The sequence below is a fragment of the Bradyrhizobium sp. SZCCHNR2028 genome, from assembly GCF_032380995.1.
Classification (GTDB): domain Bacteria; phylum Pseudomonadota; class Alphaproteobacteria; order Rhizobiales; family Xanthobacteraceae; genus Bradyrhizobium.
This window is the reverse complement of sequence record NZ_JAUHJF010000019.1, coordinates 75,670-94,040: the sequence shown is the minus strand read 5'-3', so window position 1 is coordinate 94,040 and position 18,371 is coordinate 75,670. Positions and strand designations below refer to the sequence as shown.

The following is an 18,371-nucleotide window of genomic DNA, read 5'->3' as shown; positions in this document are numbered from 1 at the left end:
ACTTTTGACTTTTACGGTAAATAACGGGTTAAGTTTACCGCCGGCGCGGTCAGAAGTTTTGCCCTATCGAACGGCGGGTATCAGCCGGCATTTTCACGCGATGATGGATCGAGCGATCGTGCGCTGCTGGCGCCGGATATCGTCGACAGCGCGGTGATCGCTTCCTCGCACCATTCGGCCACCATGCGTTCGTGGCGCAGGCCGAGACGCAGGTTGAGGAGCTTGCCCATATCGGCCGGGGCCACGTTGCCGTCCGCATAATGCTTCTTGAGGATGCGATCGTAGCGCTCGGCGCGGTCGCGATGATGCTCGAGCCGCGCCATCAGGTCGGCCCGGATCGGCCCGATGTCGGCGGCGCCCAGTGCATAGAGCCGGACGAGAAGATCGTCCTTCGTCGAGGCCGGCGTGCTCGGCCGCGCCGCCCAGCTGCGAAACGCCGCGCGGCCCTCCGCGGTCAATGTGTAGACCAGCTTGTTGGGCTTGCCGGTCTGCACCACCTCGCGACCCTGGATGTAGCCGCGGTCGCGCAGCCGCGACAGCTCGCGGTAGATCTGCTGGTGGTCCGTCTTCCAGAAGAAGCCGATCGAGGAATCGAACGTCTTGGCGAGCTCGTAGCCCGTCATCGGATGTTCGGTGAGGCAGGCGAGGATGGCGTCGCCAAGGGCCATGGCCGGAAATTGCTCCCGTTTTTCTGATCGTGTTCTGCCCCGCTCCACGCTTGACATTATGCACATTAGCGCATATGCGTCAATGTGCATATGGGGTGGTTGTGGTGCTGGCCTGTTCCGCCCCGAGGAGACGCCCAATGACAATGACCGGCCTCGATGGATGGTACGGCTATATGAGGTCTCACGATCTCGGCGCGCTGCGGGAGCTGCTGCACCCCGACGCCGTGTTCGAGAGTCCCGTCGTGCATACGCCGCAGCGCGGCCGCGACATCACCTTCAAATATCTCGCGAGTGCTGAGAAAGTCTTAGGCGGTCCCGGATTCAAATATGTCGGGGAGTGGCGTAACGCCACGGGCGCCGTGCTCGAATTCGAGAACGAGATCGAAGGCATCAAGCTCAATGGCGTCGACATCATCACTTTCGATGACGCCGGTCGGATTACTCACTTCAAGGTGATGGTGCGCCCGCTCAAGGCGATCAATTTGCTGCACCGCCTGATGGGCGAACAGCTGGCCGCGATGAGCAAGCCGTCGTGATGTGACCGACAGCCGCAAACGAATGGCTGCCGCAAGCTCTTAGAAATCGCTACAGTCCGCGGCCAGCATTGCCTGCCGCGTCCGCACAATTTCAGTCTGAAACTTCAGCCTTCCTGCCGGAGACGCCGATGCCGATCTACAAAGCCCCCGTGGAAGATGTCACCTTCCTGCTCAACGACGTGTTCCAGATCGACCGCTACGACAATCTGCCGGGCTTCTCCGATGCCTCGGCCGATGTCCGCGAGGCGATCCTCGGCGAGGCCGCCAAGCTCGCCGAAGAGGTGCTGCACCCCCTGAATCGCGTGGGCGATCTCGAAGGCTGCAAGCGCCATGACGACGGCAGCGTGACCACGCCGAAGGGCTTCAAGGAGGCCTACAAGCAGATCGTCGAGGGCGGCTGGCTCGGCCTGTCGGCGCCGACCGAATATGGCGGGCAGGGCCTGCCGGTGACATTGAGCCAGACCGTCAACGAATTCCAGTGCTCTGCCAACATGGCGTTCTCGATGTATGGCGGCCTCACCATGGGCGCCACCGCCGCGCTGATCGTGCATGGCAACGAGGAGCAGAAGAAGACCTACGTGCCGAAGATGGTGGCGGGCGAGTGGACCGGCACCATGAACCTCACCGAGCCGCATTGCGGCACCGATCTCGGTCTCTTGCGCACCAAGGCGGTGCGCCAGCCCGACGGTAGCTTCAAGATCTCCGGCACCAAGATCTTCATCTCGGCCGGCGAGCACGACTTGGCCTCCAACATCATCCATCTCGTGCTCGCCCGCATCGAGGGCGCGCCCGCCGGCATCAAGGGCGTGTCGCTGTTCGTTGTGCCGAAATTCATGGTCAATCCGGACGGCACCGTCGGCGCGCGCAACGGAGTGACCTGCGGATCGATCGAGCACAAGATGGGCATCCACGGCAACTCGACCTGTGTGATGAACTACGACAACGCCACCGGCTGGCTGATCGGCGAAGAGAACAAGGGCATGCAGGGCATGTTCGTGATGATGAACGAGGCCCGGCTCGGCGTCGCCGTGCAGGGGCTCGCGCAGTCCGAGGTCGCCTATCAGAACGCGGTCGCCTATGCCCGCGAGCGCATCCAGGGCCGTTCGCTGACCGGTGCCAAGGCGCCGGACAAGGCGGCCGATCCGATCATCGTGCATCCCGACGTGCGTCGCACCCTGCTGTCGATCCGCGCCTTCAACGAGGCCGCGCGCGCCATGGTGGTGTGGACCTCGCTGAAGAGCGACGTCGCGCACCGCTCGCAGGACCCGAAGGACCGCCAGGCCGCCGACGACCACATGGGCCTGATGACCCCGGTCATGAAGGGCTACATGACCGACATGGGCTTCGCCAACGCGGTGCAGGCGCAGCAGATGTATGGAGGCCACGGCTACATCGCCGAGCACGGCATGGAGCAGTTCGTGCGCGATGCCCGCATCGCGATGATCTACGAGGGCGCCAACGGCATCCAGGCGCTGGATCTCGTCGGCCGCAAGCTGCCGCGCGACGGCGGCCGCGCCGTGATGGCGTTCTTCGCCGAGGTCGGCTCGTTCGCCAAGGAGCAGGGCGGCAATGATGCGATGAAGCCGTTCGTCGCCCCGTTGTCGACCGCGCTCGGCCATCTGCAGCAGGCCACGACGTGGCTGATGCAGAACGCGATGACCAAGCCGGACAATGCCGGCGCCGCCGCGACCGACTACATGCATCTCTTCGCGCTGGTCACCTTCGGCTACATGTGGGCGAAGATGGCCAAGGTCGCGCAGGACAAGATTGCGGCCGGCGACAGATCGACCTATCTGACCACGAAGCTGGTCACGGGCCGATTCTTCATGGAGCGCGTGATCCCTGAGACGGCCGCGCATCTCGCCCGCCTGCAGGCCGGCTGTGCGACCGTGATGGAGCTGCCGGCGGAAGCCTTCTGATGCTGCGGCGGGAGCCGGTGCGCTGCTCGCGCGCCGGCTACCGTCGAACACCAACAACAACGAATCCGATCAGATGAGGAGGGCGTGATGCCTGAGGCCTTTATCTACGACCACGTGCGTACCCCCCGCGGCCGCGGCAAATCCGATGGCAGCCTGCATGAGGTGACCGCGCTCGCGCTCGCCACGGTGCCTTTGAAGGCGCTCAAGGACCGCAACAACATTCCCGAGGACGCGGTCGATGACGTCGTGCTCGGCGTGGTCGATCCGGTCGGCGAGGCCGGCTCGGACATCGCGCGTTTCGCCGCGCTGAATGCGGGTCTCGGCGACGCCGTCCCGGGCATTCAGATCAGCCGCTTCTGCGCCTCCGGCCTCGACGCCGTGAATTTCGCCGCCGCGCAGATCATGAGCGGCCAGCATGAGCTGGTCATCGGCGGCGGCGCGGAGTCGATGAGCCGCGTCGGCATCGGCGCCTCCGGCGGCGCCTGGCCGATGGACCCGTCGATGGCGGTGCCGGCCTACTTCATGCCGCAGGGTGTCTCCGCCGATCTGATCGCGACGAAGTACGGCTTCTCGCGCGACGACGTCGACGCCTACGCGGTGCAGAGCCAGCAGCGCGCGGCGAAGTCCTGGGAGGAAGGCCGCTTCGACAAGTCTGTCGTTCCGGTCAAGGACATCAACGGCCTGACCATCCTCGCCAAGGACGAGCACATGCGCCCGTCGACGACGATGCAGTCGCTGGCGCAGCTGCAGCCGTCATTCGCGGCGATGGCGCAGATGGGCGGCTTCGATGCAGTGGCGATCCAGTCGCATCCGGAGATCGAGCGCGTCAACTACGTGCATCACGCCGGCAACTCCTCGGGCATCGTCGACGGCGCCGGCGCGGTGCTGCTCGGCAGCAAGGAGGCCGGGGCGAAGTATGGCATGAAGCCGCGCGCGAAAATCCGCGCCTTCGCCAATATCGGCTCGGAGCCCGCGATGATGCTGACCGGCCCGGTCGACGTCACCGAGAAGCTGTTCGAGCGCTCCGGCATGAAGACCTCGGACATCGACCTGTTCGAGCTCAACGAGGCGTTCGCCTCGGTCGTGCTGCGCTACATGCAGGCGTTCGAGATCGACAAGGACAGGATCAACGTCAATGGCGGCGCCATCGCGCTCGGCCATCCGCTCGGCGCCACTGGCGCGATGATCCTGGGCACCGTGCTCGACGAATTGGAGCGCACCGATAAGGCCACCGCCCTGGTCACGCTGTGCATCGGTGGCGGCATGGGCACCGCGACCATCATTGAGCGGGTGTGACGAACTCCTAACGTAGGGTGGGCAAAGCGAAGCGTGCCCACCATCGTCTTCATCGACACCGTCGGTGGGCACGGCGCAAGGGCGCCTTTGCCCACCCTACGATTTCAGGACAACGCCGCGCCGACCGGCTGCTGGCACCGAGGGAGATCAATATGGCCTTCAAGAACTTCAAACTCGAAACCGATGCCGACGGCATTGCGCTGATCACCTGGGACATTCCGGGACGTTCGATGAACGTGCTGGACGAGACCTCGGCGATCGAACTCGAGACCATCGTCAAGGAGACCACTGCTGACGCCGCCATCAAGGGCGTCGTCATCACCTCGGCCAAGGAGGCGTTCTGCGCCGGCGCCGACCTGTCCATGCTCGAGGGCATGAACCGCACCTATGCCGAGGTGCTGAAGGGCAAGGGCGAGGAAGCCGCCAACCAGATGCTGTTCGACAACAGCCGGCGCTTCTCGCAGATCTACCGGGCTATGGAAACGTCGGGCAAACCGTGGGTCGCCGCGATCAACGGCCTCGCGCTCGGCGGCGGCTTCGAGCTGACCTTGGCCTGCCATCACCGCGTCGCGGCCGAGAACCCGAAGACCCGTCTCGGCCTGCCCGAGATCAAGGTCGGCCTGTTCCCCGGCGCCGGCGGCACCCAGCGCGTGCCGCGCATCGTGCAGCCGCAGGACGCGATGAACCTGCTGTTGAAGGGCGAGGCGCTGACGCTCGACAAGGCCAAGGCCTTGAAGCTGGTCGACGCCATCGTTCCGGCGGCTGACCTCATCAAGGCCGCCAAGGACTGGATCAAGGGCGGCGGCAAGGCCGTTCAGCCGTGGGACGAGAAGGGCTTCAAGCTGCCGGGCGGCCCGGTGTTCTCGAAGAACGGCATGATGATGTTCCCGGCCGGCAACGCCATCTACCGCCGCGAGACCTACGACAACTATCCGGCCGCGCGCGCGATCATGAGCTGCGTCTATGAGGGCCTGCAGTTGCCGATCGACGCCGCGCTGCGCGTCGAGTCGCGCTACTTCGCCCACATCCTGCGCTCCAAGGAAGCCGCAGCGATGATCCGCAGCCTGTTCCTGTCGATGCAGGAGTTGAACAAGGGCGCGCGTCGTCCGGCCGACGTGCCGCCAAGCAAGCTGAAGAAGATCGCCGTGATCGGCGCCGGCTTCATGGGCGCATCCGTCGGCTACGTCTCGGCGCGCGGTGGCCTCGAGGTCGTGCTGATCGACCGCGACCAGGAGAGCGCCGACAAGGGCAAGGCGCATGCCCAGAGCGTGGTCGATGGTCTGGTCAAGAAGGGCCGCGCCAAGCCGGGCGAGGCGGAGGCGATCATGGGCCGCATCACCGCGACCGCCGACTACGCCGCGCTGAAGGATTGCGACCTGGTCATCGAGGCCGTGTTCGAGGACCGCAAGGTCAAGGCCGAGACCTACGCCAAGGCGCAGCAGCATCTGAAGGACGGCGCGATCTTCGCCTCCAACACCTCGACCTTGCCGATCACCTCGCTGGCCGAGGAGTTCAAGGACCAGGGCCGCTTCATCGGCATCCACTTCTTCTCGCCGGTCGAGAAGATGATGCTGGTCGAGATCATCATGGGCAAGGCCACCGGCGACGTCGCGCTGGCGACCGCGCTCGACTATGTCCGCACCATCGGCAAGACGCCCATCGTGGTCAACGACTCCCGCGGCTTCTTCGCCAACCGCTGCGTGATGCGCTACATCGCCGAGGGCAACGAGATGTTCCTCGAAGGCGTGCCGCCGGCGATGATCGAGAACGCGGCCAAGATGGCCGGCATGCCGGTTGGCCCGCTGTCGCTGTCGGACGAGGTCGCGCTCGATCTCGGCCTCAAGATCATGAAGGCGACCGAGCACGATCTCGGACCCAACGCGATCAACCAGGACCACAAGAAGCTGATGGTCGAGCTGGTCGAGAAGCAGGGTCGCTTCGGCCGCAAGAACGCCAAAGGCTTTTACGACTATCCCGAGAAGGGCAAGGGTCAGAAGAGCCTGTGGCCGGATCTCGCCAAGCTGCAGCCCAAGCATCTCGATCCCGACACGCTAGACGTCGAGGAGCTGAAGCAGCGCTTCCTGGTGGTGCAGGCGGTGGAGGCTGCGCGCACCGTCGAGGACCACGTCATCACCGACGTGCGCGAGGCCGATGTCGGCTCCATCCTCGGTTTCGGCTTCGCGCCGTTCACCGGCGGCACGCTGTCCTACATCGACTTCATGGGCACGAAGAAGTTCGTCGAGCTGTGCCACAAGTTCACAGAGAAGTACGGCTCGCGCTTCGCCCCGCCGAAGCTGCTGGAAGAGATGGCCGCCAAGGGCGAAACCTTCTACGGCCGCTTTCCGCCGAAGAAGGCGGCGGCTTGACGATTGCGGGCTGCCTGATGAGTCTCGATAGCACCGCATCGACGGTGCGCTCCCCTCCCCGTTGCGGGGAGGGGTCGGGGGTGGGGGTCTCAGGAAAAGGTCTCACAGTCCTGGAGACATCCCTCGCCGCGCCGGCCTTTTTATCACGAGCGTAGTCTGCAGAGGGGATAGCGTCCGTCCTGCGTTCTCGCGGTCGCGATGGAGCACGCAGGTCGGTGGACTCAGCGGGAGTCATCGTGTGGACCCCCACCCCCGACCCCTCCCCGCAAGGGGGAGGGGAGCTCACCGGCTTCGTGGCGTCGCAATCGCTTCGTAAGAAGCAAACCCTCACCCCGCCTTCATCAGCCCTTCCTTCGTCAGCGCCTCCTGCACCTTCGGCCGCGCGGCGACGCGGTTCTTGTAGGCCACCAGATTCGGCATCGCCGACAGGTCGAACTTCATCCGGTCCGCCCAGGTCAGGATGGTGAACAGATAGCCGTCGGCGACCGTGAACTGCTGGCCCATCAGATAGTCGTGGCCGGCAAGCTGGCCGTCGATATATTTGAACTTGCCCATCACGCGGTCCTTGAAGAACGCCTTGGCGTCGTCGGAGAGCACCGGCGAGAACATCGGGCTGAAATTCTTGTGCAGCTCCGAGGTGATGAAGTTCAGCCACTCCAAGAGCTTGTAGCGCTCGCCGCTGTCGCGCGCCGGGGCGAGGTTCTTGGTCGCCGCCCGGTCGGCGATCATCTGGACGATGACCGGGCCTTCGGTCACGATCTCGCCGCTCGGCAACCCGAGCGCCGGCACCTGGCCCTTCGGATTGACCTTGAGGTAATCGTCGCCATTTTCCAGGGTCTTGGCGCGCAGGTCGACCTTGACGAGATCGTAGGGCAGGCCGGCCTCGAGCAGGGCGATGTGGGGCGAGAGCGAGCAGGCGCCGGGTGAATAATAAAGCTTCATTGGGTATTCCCTCCGTGAGACCATCGTCGTGGTTGGAACCGATCGCGGCGTCACACCCGCCCTTACATGCACTTGCATGGAATAGTCAAGATTGATGCAGGTGCATCGAATGCGCTAGAACGAGGACCTGAAGGATACGAGCCGGCCCATGAAACGCAAACCATCGACCGAGGCGACCGCCGCCTGGATCCGCCTGATGCGGGTCCAGAGCCGGGTGCTGGACTGCGTCGAGCAGGAGCTGAAGAAGGCCGGTTTTCCGCCGCTCGCCTGGTATGATGCGCTGCTGGAGCTGTCCCGGGCGCCCGCGGGCGAGCTGCGCCCGGTCGAGCTCGAGCGGCAGATGCTGATCCCGCAATATTCCACTTCCCGGCTGATCGACCGGCTGGTCGAAGAAGGTCTGGTCGTCCGGCGCGAATGCAAGATGGACAAGCGCGGCCAGTTCGTCGAGATCACCGAGGCCGGACGCGAACTGCAGAAGCGGATGTGGTCGGCCTATTCCGCCGCGATCGAGAAGCATGTCGGCTCCAAGCTGTCGGATACCGACGCCGCCAAGCTTTGCATGCTGCTGGATCGGCTTGGCTGCTCCTGTGGTCAGGCCGCTCCGTTGGCGGCTGGAGAGGGCGCGGCGAGCCGATGAAGCATCCGTTCCCATTCACATCCGCGGCCCCCTGGGGTCCGCGGCCTTTCCTGTCACCACGCGCGACCCTCGAAGCGCTTCTGAACCGAGACTCCCATGGCGCGTGACCAGATCGATATGACCCCGCTGCAGTCGCGCGACGAGCTGGTGGCGTGGCTCGCGGCCGGCGTGAAGCCGCCGTCCGCCTTCCGCATCGGGACCGAGCACGAGAAGACGCCGTTCACGCTCGACGGTCACCGCCCGGTCCCTTACGAGGGTGCGCGCGGCATCGGCGCGCTGCTCGAAGGCATGAAGCTCCTGCTCGGCTGGGAGCCGATCATGGAGCGCGGCAACATCATCGGGCTCTATGACGTCACCGGCGGCGGTGCCATCTCGCTGGAGCCCGGCGGCCAGTTCGAATTGTCGGGCGCGCCGGTCGAGACCGTGCATCAGACGCATGCGGAGCTGATGGCGCATCTGGCGCAGGTACGCGAGATCGCAACTCCGCTCGGCATCGGCTTTCTCGGCTTGGGCATGACGCCGTCCTGGTCGCGCGCCGAAATTCCTCTGATGCCCAAGGGCCGCTACAAGATCATGACCAGCTACATGCCGAAGGTCGGCCGTTACGGCCTCGACATGATGTACCGGACCTGCACCGTGCAGACCAATCTCGACTTCTCCTCCGAAGCCGACATGGTCAAGAAGCTCAGGGTCTCGGTGGCGCTGCAGCCGATCGCGACCGCGCTGTTCGCCAATTCGCCATTCACCGAAGGCAAGCCGAACGGCTTCCTGTCGTTCCGCTCCGAGATCTGGCGCGACACTGACAATCAGCGCTCGGGCATGATCCCGTGGGCGTTCGAGGACGGCATGGGCTTCGAGCGCTGGGTCGACTACGCGCTCGATGTTCCCATGTATTTCGTGAAACGCGAGGAGACCTATATCGACGTCTCCGGCACCTCGTTCCGCGACTTCTTCGAAGGCAAGAACCCGGCGATGCCGGGCGAGCGTCCGACGCTGTCGGATTGGGCCAATCACCTCTCGACGATCTTCCCGGAGGTGCGCCTGAAGCGCTATCTGGAAATGCGCGGTGCCGACGGTGTGCCGTGGGGCCGGCTGCCGGCGCTGCCGGCGTTCTGGGGCGGCCTGCTCTACGACGACGTCAGCCTCGACGCGGCCTGGGACCTGGTCAAGACCTGGACCGCGTTCGAGCGCCAGAACCTGCGCGACGACGTGCCGCGCCTCGGCTTCAAGGCGCGTATTCGCAATCGCTACGTGTTCGAGATCGCCAAGGAATGCCTCACCCTGGCGCATCTCGGCCTGCGCCGGCGCGGCCGCATCGACCATCTCGGCCGCGACGAGAGCCGCTATCTCGAGCCGCTCGACCAGATCATCGATTCCGGCCGCTCGCCGGCCGAGGAGATGCTGGAGAAGTTCGACGGCCCGTGGGGTGGCTCGGTCGAGCCGGCCTACGACGAATATGCGTTCTGATCGGAACGGCTGAGCCTGCGACCGTCGCAGGTTCGCTGCGCCGTCTGCTCCACGTTGAGGCGGCTGGCGGCTTGGGTCCGCTGTTTTTTGTTGCGATTTGTGTCCCAGGTTCGATTCAGCGCCTGGGCGCCGCTGCGTTGCCTTCCGCTGCTCCCACCGGTCCGAGCCGTTCATCCGCCATACAGGTTCATGGCGATCAAATGACTGCCTAAAAACTCGCAAGAAAACTCGAACATTAACAATGGGTCGGATGGTTCAGCGGCGGCGCGTGGGGCGCTTCATCGGGGCATGGCTGAGGGCACTGGCGTGCCTGTTCGCGGCTGTGTGCCTGACGCCGGCTTCAGCCCAGACCTATTCCGATCGCCCCGGCGGCGACTATATGAGCGCGCCGATCACCTCCGGCGACCCGGCCGATTGCGCGCTGCTGTGCGAGCACGACCGGCGGTGCCGCGCCTGGAGCTTCAACTATCCGACCGTGATGGAAGCGGGTGCGGTGTGCTGGCTCAAGAACAGCGTGCCGGCGCGCGTGCCGGACAATTGCTGCGTTTCCGGCGTGCGTGGCGCGGGCGTCGTCGAGATCCGCAACGATGCGGTCGAGACGTCGATCGACCGTCCCGGCGGCGACTACCGCAGCTTCGACATCAAGACCACCGATCTGAAGGGCGGCGACAAGGCCGAGAAGGCCGCCGACAAGGGCGACAAGAGCAGCGGTGACAAGGCGGCGGACAAGAAGGAAGAGAAGGCCGCCGACGCCGAGGAGATCTGCAAGGCTGCTTGCACAGGCGACAACAAATGCCGGGCCTGGACCTTCGCGCGGCCCGGCTATGCCGGCAAGGAGGCGCATTGCTTCCTGAAGAAGGAGATCAAGCCGCCGCGGCGCCGCGCGGGGTTCACGTCAGGCGTGGTGCGATAGCGCGGGGCGACGAGGGCCGCTATTTTGCGGGCCGGCTATAGGACGGCAAACGAAGATGCCTGCGTCCCTGTCGTTTCACGTGTTGGTCCAACAATGTTAGTCTTCCGCGACGATCACGGTGATCTCAGGCCACAGTGCCTTCCAACGTTCCGCCTTGGCGATGTAGTTCGTCGCCGAGAAATTGGCCGTGTGGTTCGGCCGCACGATCATCTGCGCGATGTCACCGAGGCCCTTGGGCGCATAGAGCTCATATCCATCGGCGGCGGGGCGGAGCCCGACCTGCGTGTTGACGGTGAGAAACCGGTCGATTCCATCGGTTGATCGCGACACGGCGGAGTAGGGACGACCGTGCTTGGCGGGATACCAGAGATGGACGCGGGCCTGGTTGCGCACCTCCACCTTGGCTTCGATGTCATGGAGGCAGGATGTGATGCGCCGGATGACGGCGTCCTCAGCATCCCACGACGTATCCGGATCGAAATAGAAGATGTCGTAGTCGTTGATGCCGTGATCGATCGGACGGCCGGTCCGCACGTTCCAGACGCTCTGAGTCAGGCAGCCGGCGACGACCCAGGCATCGGGCACGGCCGTTTCACGCAGCACGCGCATGATCGCGGTGTTGACGGGGTTGCGCAGCGCGGCTGCGATGAAATCGTCTTTGGTCATGATGGTCGAAGGCATCAGAACATGGGTGCCGTCGACACGTTCAATACACGAGATGGAGAACGGCGTGCAGCCCGTTTCAGCCGCGATCGAACACGGCTACGGCTCTCCTTGACGCCAGGGCCCGCCACTGCCGGCGCAACAGCGGCTCTGCGTCGGCGCGCTTCGCCTTCGACAGGCGCAGCAACACGATCGGATAGTCGCGGTAGTGATCGGTGAAATAGAACAGCTTTGGGCGCGTCTCGACCAGCATCGCGCGTTCATCCAGCAGTACGCCGGGCAGGACGAGGCTGTCCCCGTCCTCCTTCAGCCGCGCCAGCATCTTCTTGCGCACCTTCAGCGCGGGCGTCCCGTAGGACGTGCCGTCCTCGACCTCCGGCCATGTCAGCGCAAGCGCCCTGACATCGTCGAAGGTCACGGCCGCGATCCGCTCAGCGCACCGCGGTGAAGAAGCGATCCAGCCGGAAGCCCGACAGCCAGGCCCAGACCGGCTGGTTCTTGAAGCCGAGGTCCCAGGAGCCGACCACGGCATCGGCGCGGCCCACGAGGTTGTCGATCGGCAGCAGGCCAACGCCGCCGTCGCGCAAGGCAACGCGGCTGTCGGCGGAGTTGTCGCGGTTATCGCCGAGCACGAACAGCTTGCCGGGCGGAACGGTCACCTCCGGGGTGTTGTCGAGCCGGCCGTTGTCGCGCATCTTGAAGATCAAATGCGACACGCCGTTCGGCAGCGTCTCGACGTAACGATAGGCCGGCTCGTTGCGGCCGGTGTCGTCCTCGGCATCGCCGATGCCGTCCGGCTTCAGCGCGGCTGCCTGGCCGTTGATGTAGAGCTGGCCCTGGCGCATCTGGATGCGGTCGCCGGGCAGGCCGACGACGCGCTTGACCCAGGCCTGCGAGTTGTCGCCCGGCCAGCGGAACACGACGACGTCGCCGCGCTTCGGCGTCTCGCCGAACAGGCGTCCCGTCTCCGGCAGCGTGATCTGCATCGGCAGCGACGAGGTGCCGTAGCCATAGGGGAATTTCGACGCCAGCAGGGCGTCGCCGATCATCAGGGTCGGCTCCATCGAGCCGGACGGCACGTAGAACGGCTCGGCGATCGCGCCCTTGGCGACGAACACCACCATCACCACGGCGGCGAGTTGCGCAAGCTGACCGCCCCAAGTGGTTTCCTTGCGCACGGCCTTGGTTCCGATCTTGCTCGTGGACATCTTGTCGAGGCTCATCGGCCCGTGCCTCCAACGGTGATGCGATCCATGCGAAGCGTCGGCTGACCGACGCCGACCGGCACGCCCTGGCCGTTCTTGCCGCAGGTGCCGATGCCGGTATCGAGCGACAGATCGTTGCCGATCATGCTGATGCGGTTCAAATCCGTCGGGCCGTTGCCGATCAGCATCGCGCCCTTCACCGGCGCACCGACCTTGCCGTTCTCGATCCTGTAGGCCTCGGTGCACTGGAAGACGTATTTGCCCGAGGTGATGTCGACCTGGCCGCCGCCGAAATTGACGGCATAGATGCCGTTCTTGACGGATGCGATGATTTCGGCCGGGTCGTGCTCGCCGGCCAGCATGTAGGTGTTGGTCATGCGCGGCATCGGCACATGTGCGTAGCCCTGGCGGCGGCCGTTGCCGGTCGGCGCCATGTTCATCAGCCGCGCGTTCTGGCGGTCCTGCATGTAGCCGACGAGAATGCCGTCCTCGATCAGCAAGGTACGGCTGGTCGGCGTGCCCTCGTCGTCGATCGACAGCGAGCCGCGGCGCGAGGCCATGGTGCCGTCATCGACCACGGTGACGCCCTTGGCGGCGACCGGCTTGCCCAGCAGTCCGGCAAAGGCCGAGGTCTTCTTGCGGTTGAAGTCGCCCTCGAGGCCGTGGCCGACGGCCTCGTGCAGCATCACGCCGGGCCAGCCGGCCCCTAACACGACGTCCATCTCGCCGGCGGGGGCGGGGACAGACTCCAGGTTGACCAGCGCCTCGCGCAGCGCGCCGTCGGCGGCCTCGCGCCACGCCTTGGTCTCGATGAAGCGCGCATAGGCCTCGCGGCCGCCATAGCCCTTGCCGCCGCTCTCCTGGCGATCACCCTGGCCGGCGACGACGGAGATGTTCACGCGCACCAGCGGGCGGATGTCGCGATAGCTCTCGCCGTCGGGCCGCAGGATCTCCACGACCTGCCAGGTCGCGCCCAGGCTCACCGTCACCTGGCGCACGCGCGGATCCTTGTCGCGCAGATACGCGTCGATCTCGCCGAGCAGCTTGACCTTGGTTTCGAAGCCCGGGGCGTCCAGCGGATTGTCGTCGCCATAGAGCCGGACGTTGGTGTGCGGCGGTGCGCTCGCGAACGTGCCGGAATAGCCGCCCCTGACCGCGCTCACCGCATCGGCGGCGCGCATCAGGGCCGGCAGCGACACGTCGGAGGAATGGGCATAGCCGACCGCGTCGTCCTTCACCGCGCGCAGGCCGAAACCCTGGCTGGTGTCGTAGGTCGCCTGCTTCAGCCGGCCATTGTCGAAGGTCAGCGCCTCGGTCTGGCTGTATTCGAAGAACAATTCGCCGTCATCGGCGCCGGCCAGGCCGCGCGCGACCTCGCTCCGGACCGCATCGCGATCCAGATTGGCGCGCTCGAGCAGGGAAGTGGTGGGAGCAGTCATGTTTCAATCCGTTGTCGGAGCGTTCATTCCAAGATAGTTGTTTTGACGCCGGGGCGCGAGGGGCTGGATGATTACCGAACTGACATGGTTGAGATCGTTCCCATCACGTCCGCTCACATCGAGAGCTTCCACCGCACGCTCGATCATGTCGCGCGCGAGCGGCGCTATTTGTCGTTCGTGCAGGCGCCGCCGCTGGAGTCCACGCGCGCCTTCATTCTGAACAACATCCACGAGGGATATCCGCAATTCGTCGCTCTCTCGGCCGGGGAGGTGGTCGGCTGGTGCGATGTGACGCCCAAATCGGGGCCAATCGATGCCCGGATCGGGGTGCTCGGCATGGGCCTAATGCCGCAGTTCCGGCACCAGGGCCTCGGCAGGCGACTGATGGCGGCGGCGCTCGAGGCCGCGCGGGCGGCCGGCTTCTCGCGTGTCGAGCTCACGGTCTACCGCAGCAACACCAACGCTATCCGGCTGTACCAGAAGGCCGGATTCCTGCTCAAGGCGGTGCAGCCGCGGGAGCCTGGCGATGACGGGTTCGACAAGACCCTGCTGGTGATGGCGCTGGCGCTCGACGGCCCGCGCTGAGGCCGCGGCGCGCGCATTCAGACGCGAACTCACGGCTCGATCACGGCATCGTGCGCGGGAGGGGCCTGTCAATCGTGGCCAACGTCAGGGCAGCTTGTCGAAGCCTTCGGCCAGTCCGTTGAGGCTCAGCGGGAAGCCGATCCCTTCCTCCGGCGTCTCGAAGATGATGAAGGTCGCGGTCTTCGCCGTCTTGAGCTGGCCGAGCAGCTTGTCCTCCAGCACCACCTCGGCGACGCAGCCATTGGGCAGGCAGCGCACGAAGCCGGCGCGGCCGACGTCCTGGTTGTCGAGCTTCAGGCCGAGGCCGGAGGGCAGCAGCACGCCGAGCGGCGCCACCACGCGCATCAGCCGGCTCTTCTGGTCGGCGGTCTTCAGCATGATCACGGTGAGGCCGGCATTGGAGCGGTCCTCGGCCACGACGCTCTGGATCAGCGCGCACTGCTCGCTCTGCGCGCCGGGCGGCGTGTCGCAGCGGATCTGCCAGTCGCCATGCACCGAGCGCACCGCGCCCTGTGCCAACGCCGCGTGCGGCACGCCGACCACCGTCGCGGCCATCAGCGCGATCGCCGTTGCTGCGGCGGAGGTCATTGTGGCGAGACGCGTGAGTCGCGCACGCACCGCGCTGAATCGGTACAAACGGCGCGAGTCATTCGCAGCTGGGGTCGGCATGTCAGCTGTCCTGTCCGTTGAAACCCTGATCCGGGTCGGTGCCATGACAATTTCCTGTGGGTGATCTGCGCGTCCGACGCCATGATACGGCAATGATGGCGTCTTGAGGACAGCGTCACCGGCGTACGGCACGAAACGATACCAAATATGGCCGCACCCCGGTGGGCGCTGCCGCTGCGCCTCGCCGAATCAGCCTCGCAAACGGCCGTGTCCCGTTTGCCTACATCGCGCCGCACGCCTGTCAAGCGCCCGTTGCCCGCGAAATCACGGCGTGCGGCAATCTCCCGGAAAATACGCTTGTCGCGACGAACAGCACGGCGCGCGATATCCGGCGCAAGACTGCATTGCGATAGATCAAGAATTATGGTTTGAGAAGAAAGATTTCGTCATTCCAGTGAACTGGCCCAGGTGCTTTTCTATGCATCCGCCCGAAGGCCATTTGTCAGGAGAGCGGATCGAACGGCGCGCCGCCGCGTGAAGCGGGCGGTGCGCTGAGGGGGAAAGTTCTGAAGGGAGCGCGACGGCATGAAGATGTCGAAAGGCCAATTGAGCGCCTTGCTGGGGTTGGCTGTAACGGGCATGACGCTCGTGTCGGGTGGAGCGGCGTTTGCTGAAACGGGGCAGCCGGCGCCATGGGAAGTCAAGCTGCAGGAGGCTGCGACGCCGGTGATGGAGAACATCACTTGGTTCCACGGCCTGCTGCTGACGATCATCACCATCATCACGCTGTTCGTGCTGGCGCTGCTGATCGCCGTGGTGGTCAAGTTCAACGCGCGCGCCAATCCGGTGCCGTCGCGGACCACGCACAACACGCTGCTCGAAGTGGCGTGGACGCTGATCCCGGTGCTGATCCTCGTCACCATTGCGGTGCCGTCGTTCCGCCTGCTGTTCCTCGAGCTCGACGTGCCGAAGGCCGACCTCACGATCAAGGCGACCGGCAAGCAGTGGTACTGGAGCTACGCCTATCCCGACAACGGCAAGTTCGAGTTCGACTCGCTGATGGCGCAGGACAAGAAGCCGCGCCTGCTGGCGGTCGACAATGAGATGGTCGTGCCGGTCAACAAGGTGATTCGCGTCCAGACCACCGGCGCCGACGTCATCCACTCCTTCGCCGTGCCGTCCTTCGGCATCAAGATCGACGCCATTCCCGGCCGCCTCAACGAGACCTGGTTCAAGGCGACCAAGGTCGGCATGTATTACGGCCAGTGCTCCGAGCTGTGCGGCAAGGATCACGCCTACATGCCGATCGCGGTGCGCGTCGTGAGCGACCAGGAATTCACCGCCTGGGTCGAGGACGCCAAGAAGAAGTACGCGAGCGCGCCCGCGAGCACCTACGCGTCGGCTGCGGGCATATCGCAGTAACGCACGGGGACGAGCGCTTAGGATTGAGGGCCGCCTCGCGCGGCCTACGGGGACACTGAGGATTGGACAATGGCGACGAACGCGACGACCCTGACCGGCCATGACGATCACGCGCACGACCATCCGACCGGATGGCGCCGCTGGATCTATTCGACCAACCACAAAGACATCGGCACGATGTATCTGATCTTCGCGGTGTGCGCCGGCATCATCGGCCTCGTCATGTCGGTCGCGATCCGCATCGAGCTGATGTATCCGGGCGTGCAGTTCTTTCACGAGAACCACACCTACAACGTGTTCGTGACCTCGCACGGCCTGATCATGATCTTCTTCATGGTCATGCCGGCGATGATCGGCGGCTTCGGCAACTGGATGGTGCCGCTGATGATCGGCGCGCCGGACATGGCGTTCCCGCGCATGAACAACATCTCGTTCTGGCTGCTGCCGGCCTCGTTCGCGCTGCTGTTGACCTCGACATTCGTCGAGGGCGAGCCCGGCGCCAACGGCGTCGGCGCCGGCTGGACGATGTATGTGCCGCTGTCGACCTCGGGTCATCCGGGACCGGCGGTGGATTTCGCGATCCTGTCGCTGCATCTCGCCGGTGCGTCGTCGATCCTCGGCTCGATCAACTTCATCACCACGATCTTCAACATGCGTGCGCCGGGCATGACCCTGCACAAGATGCCGCTGTTCGTGTGGTCGATCCTGGTGACGGTGTTCCTGTTGCTGCTGTCGCTGCCGGTGCTCGCCGGCGCCATCACGATGATGCTGACCGACCGCAATTTCGGCACCACCTTCTTCGATCCGGCCGGCGGAGGCGACCCGCTGCTGTTCCAGCATCTGTTCTGGTTCTTCGGCCATCCGGAAGTGTACATCCTGATCCTGCCCGGCTTCGGCATGATCAGCCAGATCGTGTCGACCTTCTCGCGCAAGCCCGTGTTCGGCTATCTCGGCATGGCCTACGCCATGGTCGCGATCGGCGGCATCGGCTTCGTGGTATGGGCGCACCACATGTACACGGTCGGCATGTCCTCGGCGACGCAGGCCTATTTCGTCGCCGCCACCATGGTGATCGCGGTGCCCACCGGCGTGAAGATCTTCTCCTGGATCGCCACGATGTGGGGCGGCTCGATCGAATTCCGCGCGCCGATGCTGTGGGCGGTGGGCTTCATCTTCCTGTTCACGGTCGGCGGCGTCACCGGCGTCGTGCTGGCGAATGCCGGCGTCGACCGCGTGCTGCAGGACACCTATTACGTCGTCGCGCACTTCCACTACGTGCTGTCGCTCGGCGCCGTGTTCGCCATCTTCGCGGGCTGGTACTACTGGTTCCCGAAGATGTTCGGCTACATGTACAACGAGACCATCGCCAAGGCGCACTTCTGGGTCACCTTCGTCGGCGTGAACCTGGTGTTCTTCCCGCAGCACTTCCTCGGCCTGTCGGGCATGCCGCGCCGCTACATCGACTATCCCGACGCCTATGCCGGCTGGAATCTGGTGTCGTCGATCGGCTCCTACATCTCGGCCTTCGGCGTGCTGATCTTCATCTACGGGGTCGTCGACGCCTTCATGCGCAAGCAGCAGGCGGCGAACAATCCGTGGGGACCGGGCGCGACGACCTTGGAATGGACCCTGTCCTCGCCGCCGCCGTTCCACCAGTTCGAGGTGCTGCCGAAGGTGCAGTGAGCCTGATCTCTCCGACGCGGC

General features: G+C 65.0%; 17 protein-coding genes. 10 read left to right on the top strand and 7 right to left on the bottom strand.

Features of this window, described 5'->3' with window-relative positions:
- Positions 1–80 precede the first annotated feature (80 nt).
- Positions 81–668 carry a PadR family transcriptional regulator gene (locus QX121_RS25395; RefSeq protein ID WP_315757610.1) on the bottom strand — a complete coding sequence of 196 codons (588 nt, stop codon included), beginning with the start codon at positions 666–668 and terminating at the stop codon, positions 81–83.
- 137 nt (positions 669–805) lie between these two features.
- Between QX121_RS25395 and QX121_RS25390 the strand changes: the two genes are divergently transcribed.
- From QX121_RS25390 to QX121_RS25375, 4 genes are all read left to right on the top strand, one after another.
- On the top strand, positions 806–1,204 hold the full coding sequence (locus tag QX121_RS25390) for a nuclear transport factor 2 family protein (protein ID WP_315735843.1): 399 nt from the start codon (positions 806–808) through the stop codon (positions 1,202–1,204).
- A 128-nt stretch (positions 1,205–1,332) separates the two neighbouring features.
- Complete coding sequence (locus tag QX121_RS25385; RefSeq protein WP_315813327.1) at positions 1,333–3,123, top strand: acyl-CoA dehydrogenase C-terminal domain-containing protein; 1,791 nt, start codon at positions 1,333–1,335, stop codon at positions 3,121–3,123.
- Positions 3,124–3,210: 87 nt separating this feature from the next.
- On the top strand, positions 3,211–4,419 hold the full coding sequence (locus QX121_RS25380; protein WP_315813326.1) for an acetyl-CoA C-acetyltransferase: 1,209 nt from the start codon (positions 3,211–3,213) through the stop codon (positions 4,417–4,419).
- 152 nt (positions 4,420–4,571) lie between these two features.
- A complete protein-coding gene (locus QX121_RS25375) occupies positions 4,572–6,785 on the top strand; it encodes a 3-hydroxyacyl-CoA dehydrogenase NAD-binding domain-containing protein (RefSeq protein WP_315778361.1) in 2,214 nt (737 codons plus the stop codon).
- 327 nt (positions 6,786–7,112) lie between these two features.
- On the opposite strand, the gene gstA is transcribed toward QX121_RS25375, so the two are convergent.
- Positions 7,113–7,727: a glutathione transferase GstA gene (gstA, locus tag QX121_RS25370; RefSeq protein ID WP_315778359.1), complete on the bottom strand. Its 615-nt coding sequence runs from the start codon at positions 7,725–7,727 to the stop codon at positions 7,113–7,115.
- 148 nt (positions 7,728–7,875) lie between these two features.
- Here gstA and QX121_RS25365 point away from each other — a divergent pair, with 148 nt between their 5' ends.
- From QX121_RS25365 to QX121_RS25355, 3 genes are all read left to right on the top strand, one after another.
- Positions 7,876–8,364: a helix-turn-helix domain-containing protein gene (locus tag QX121_RS25365; protein ID WP_315813325.1), complete on the top strand. Its 489-nt coding sequence runs from the start codon at positions 7,876–7,878 to the stop codon at positions 8,362–8,364.
- 96 nt (positions 8,365–8,460) lie between these two features.
- Positions 8,461–9,831, top strand: coding sequence for a glutamate--cysteine ligase (locus QX121_RS25360; RefSeq protein WP_315813324.1), 1,371 nt, complete (start codon positions 8,461–8,463; stop codon positions 9,829–9,831).
- A 250-nt stretch (positions 9,832–10,081) separates the two neighbouring features.
- Complete coding sequence (locus QX121_RS25355; protein ID WP_315778389.1) at positions 10,082–10,744, top strand: PAN domain-containing protein; 663 nt, start codon at positions 10,082–10,084, stop codon at positions 10,742–10,744.
- Positions 10,745–10,840: 96 nt separating this feature from the next.
- Here the strand turns inward: QX121_RS25355 and QX121_RS25350 are convergent, their stop codons facing one another.
- The 4 genes from QX121_RS25350 to tldD form a co-directional block, all read right to left on the bottom strand.
- Positions 10,841–11,410 (bottom strand): nucleotidyltransferase family protein, encoded by a 570-nt coding sequence (locus QX121_RS25350; RefSeq protein WP_315778357.1) that lies wholly within the window; start codon positions 11,408–11,410, stop codon positions 10,841–10,843.
- Positions 11,411–11,486: 76 nt separating this feature from the next.
- Positions 11,487–11,825: an MmcQ/YjbR family DNA-binding protein gene (locus QX121_RS25345; RefSeq protein ID WP_315778356.1), complete on the bottom strand. Its 339-nt coding sequence runs from the start codon at positions 11,823–11,825 to the stop codon at positions 11,487–11,489.
- Between the two features lie 13 nt (positions 11,826–11,838).
- Positions 11,839–12,630: a signal peptidase I gene (gene lepB / locus QX121_RS25340; RefSeq protein ID WP_315735863.1), complete on the bottom strand. Its 792-nt coding sequence runs from the start codon at positions 12,628–12,630 to the stop codon at positions 11,839–11,841.
- A complete protein-coding gene (gene tldD, locus QX121_RS25335) occupies positions 12,627–14,051 on the bottom strand; it encodes a metalloprotease TldD (protein WP_315735865.1) in 1,425 nt (474 codons plus the stop codon). The genes lepB and tldD overlap by 4 nt, the downstream gene beginning before the upstream one ends.
- An 84-nt stretch (positions 14,052–14,135) precedes the next feature.
- Between tldD and QX121_RS25330 the strand changes: the two genes are divergently transcribed.
- Positions 14,136–14,636: a GNAT family N-acetyltransferase gene (locus QX121_RS25330; RefSeq protein WP_315735867.1), complete on the top strand. Its 501-nt coding sequence runs from the start codon at positions 14,136–14,138 to the stop codon at positions 14,634–14,636.
- 84 nt (positions 14,637–14,720) lie between these two features.
- On the opposite strand, the gene QX121_RS25325 is transcribed toward QX121_RS25330, so the two are convergent.
- Complete coding sequence (locus tag QX121_RS25325; protein ID WP_315813323.1) at positions 14,721–15,350, bottom strand: invasion associated locus B family protein; 630 nt, start codon at positions 15,348–15,350, stop codon at positions 14,721–14,723.
- 480 nt (positions 15,351–15,830) lie between these two features.
- Here QX121_RS25325 and coxB point away from each other — a divergent pair, with 480 nt between their 5' ends.
- Positions 15,831–16,667 carry a cytochrome c oxidase subunit II gene (gene coxB / locus QX121_RS25320; RefSeq protein WP_315784764.1) on the top strand — a complete coding sequence of 279 codons (837 nt, stop codon included), beginning with the start codon at positions 15,831–15,833 and terminating at the stop codon, positions 16,665–16,667.
- A gap of 69 nt (positions 16,668–16,736) precedes the next feature.
- The gene (gene ctaD / locus QX121_RS25315) at positions 16,737–18,350 is read left to right on the top strand and encodes a cytochrome c oxidase subunit I (protein WP_315735873.1); all 1,614 of its coding nucleotides are present in this window, start codon (positions 16,737–16,739) and stop codon (positions 18,348–18,350) included.
- The last annotated feature ends 21 nt before the right edge of the window (positions 18,351–18,371 follow it).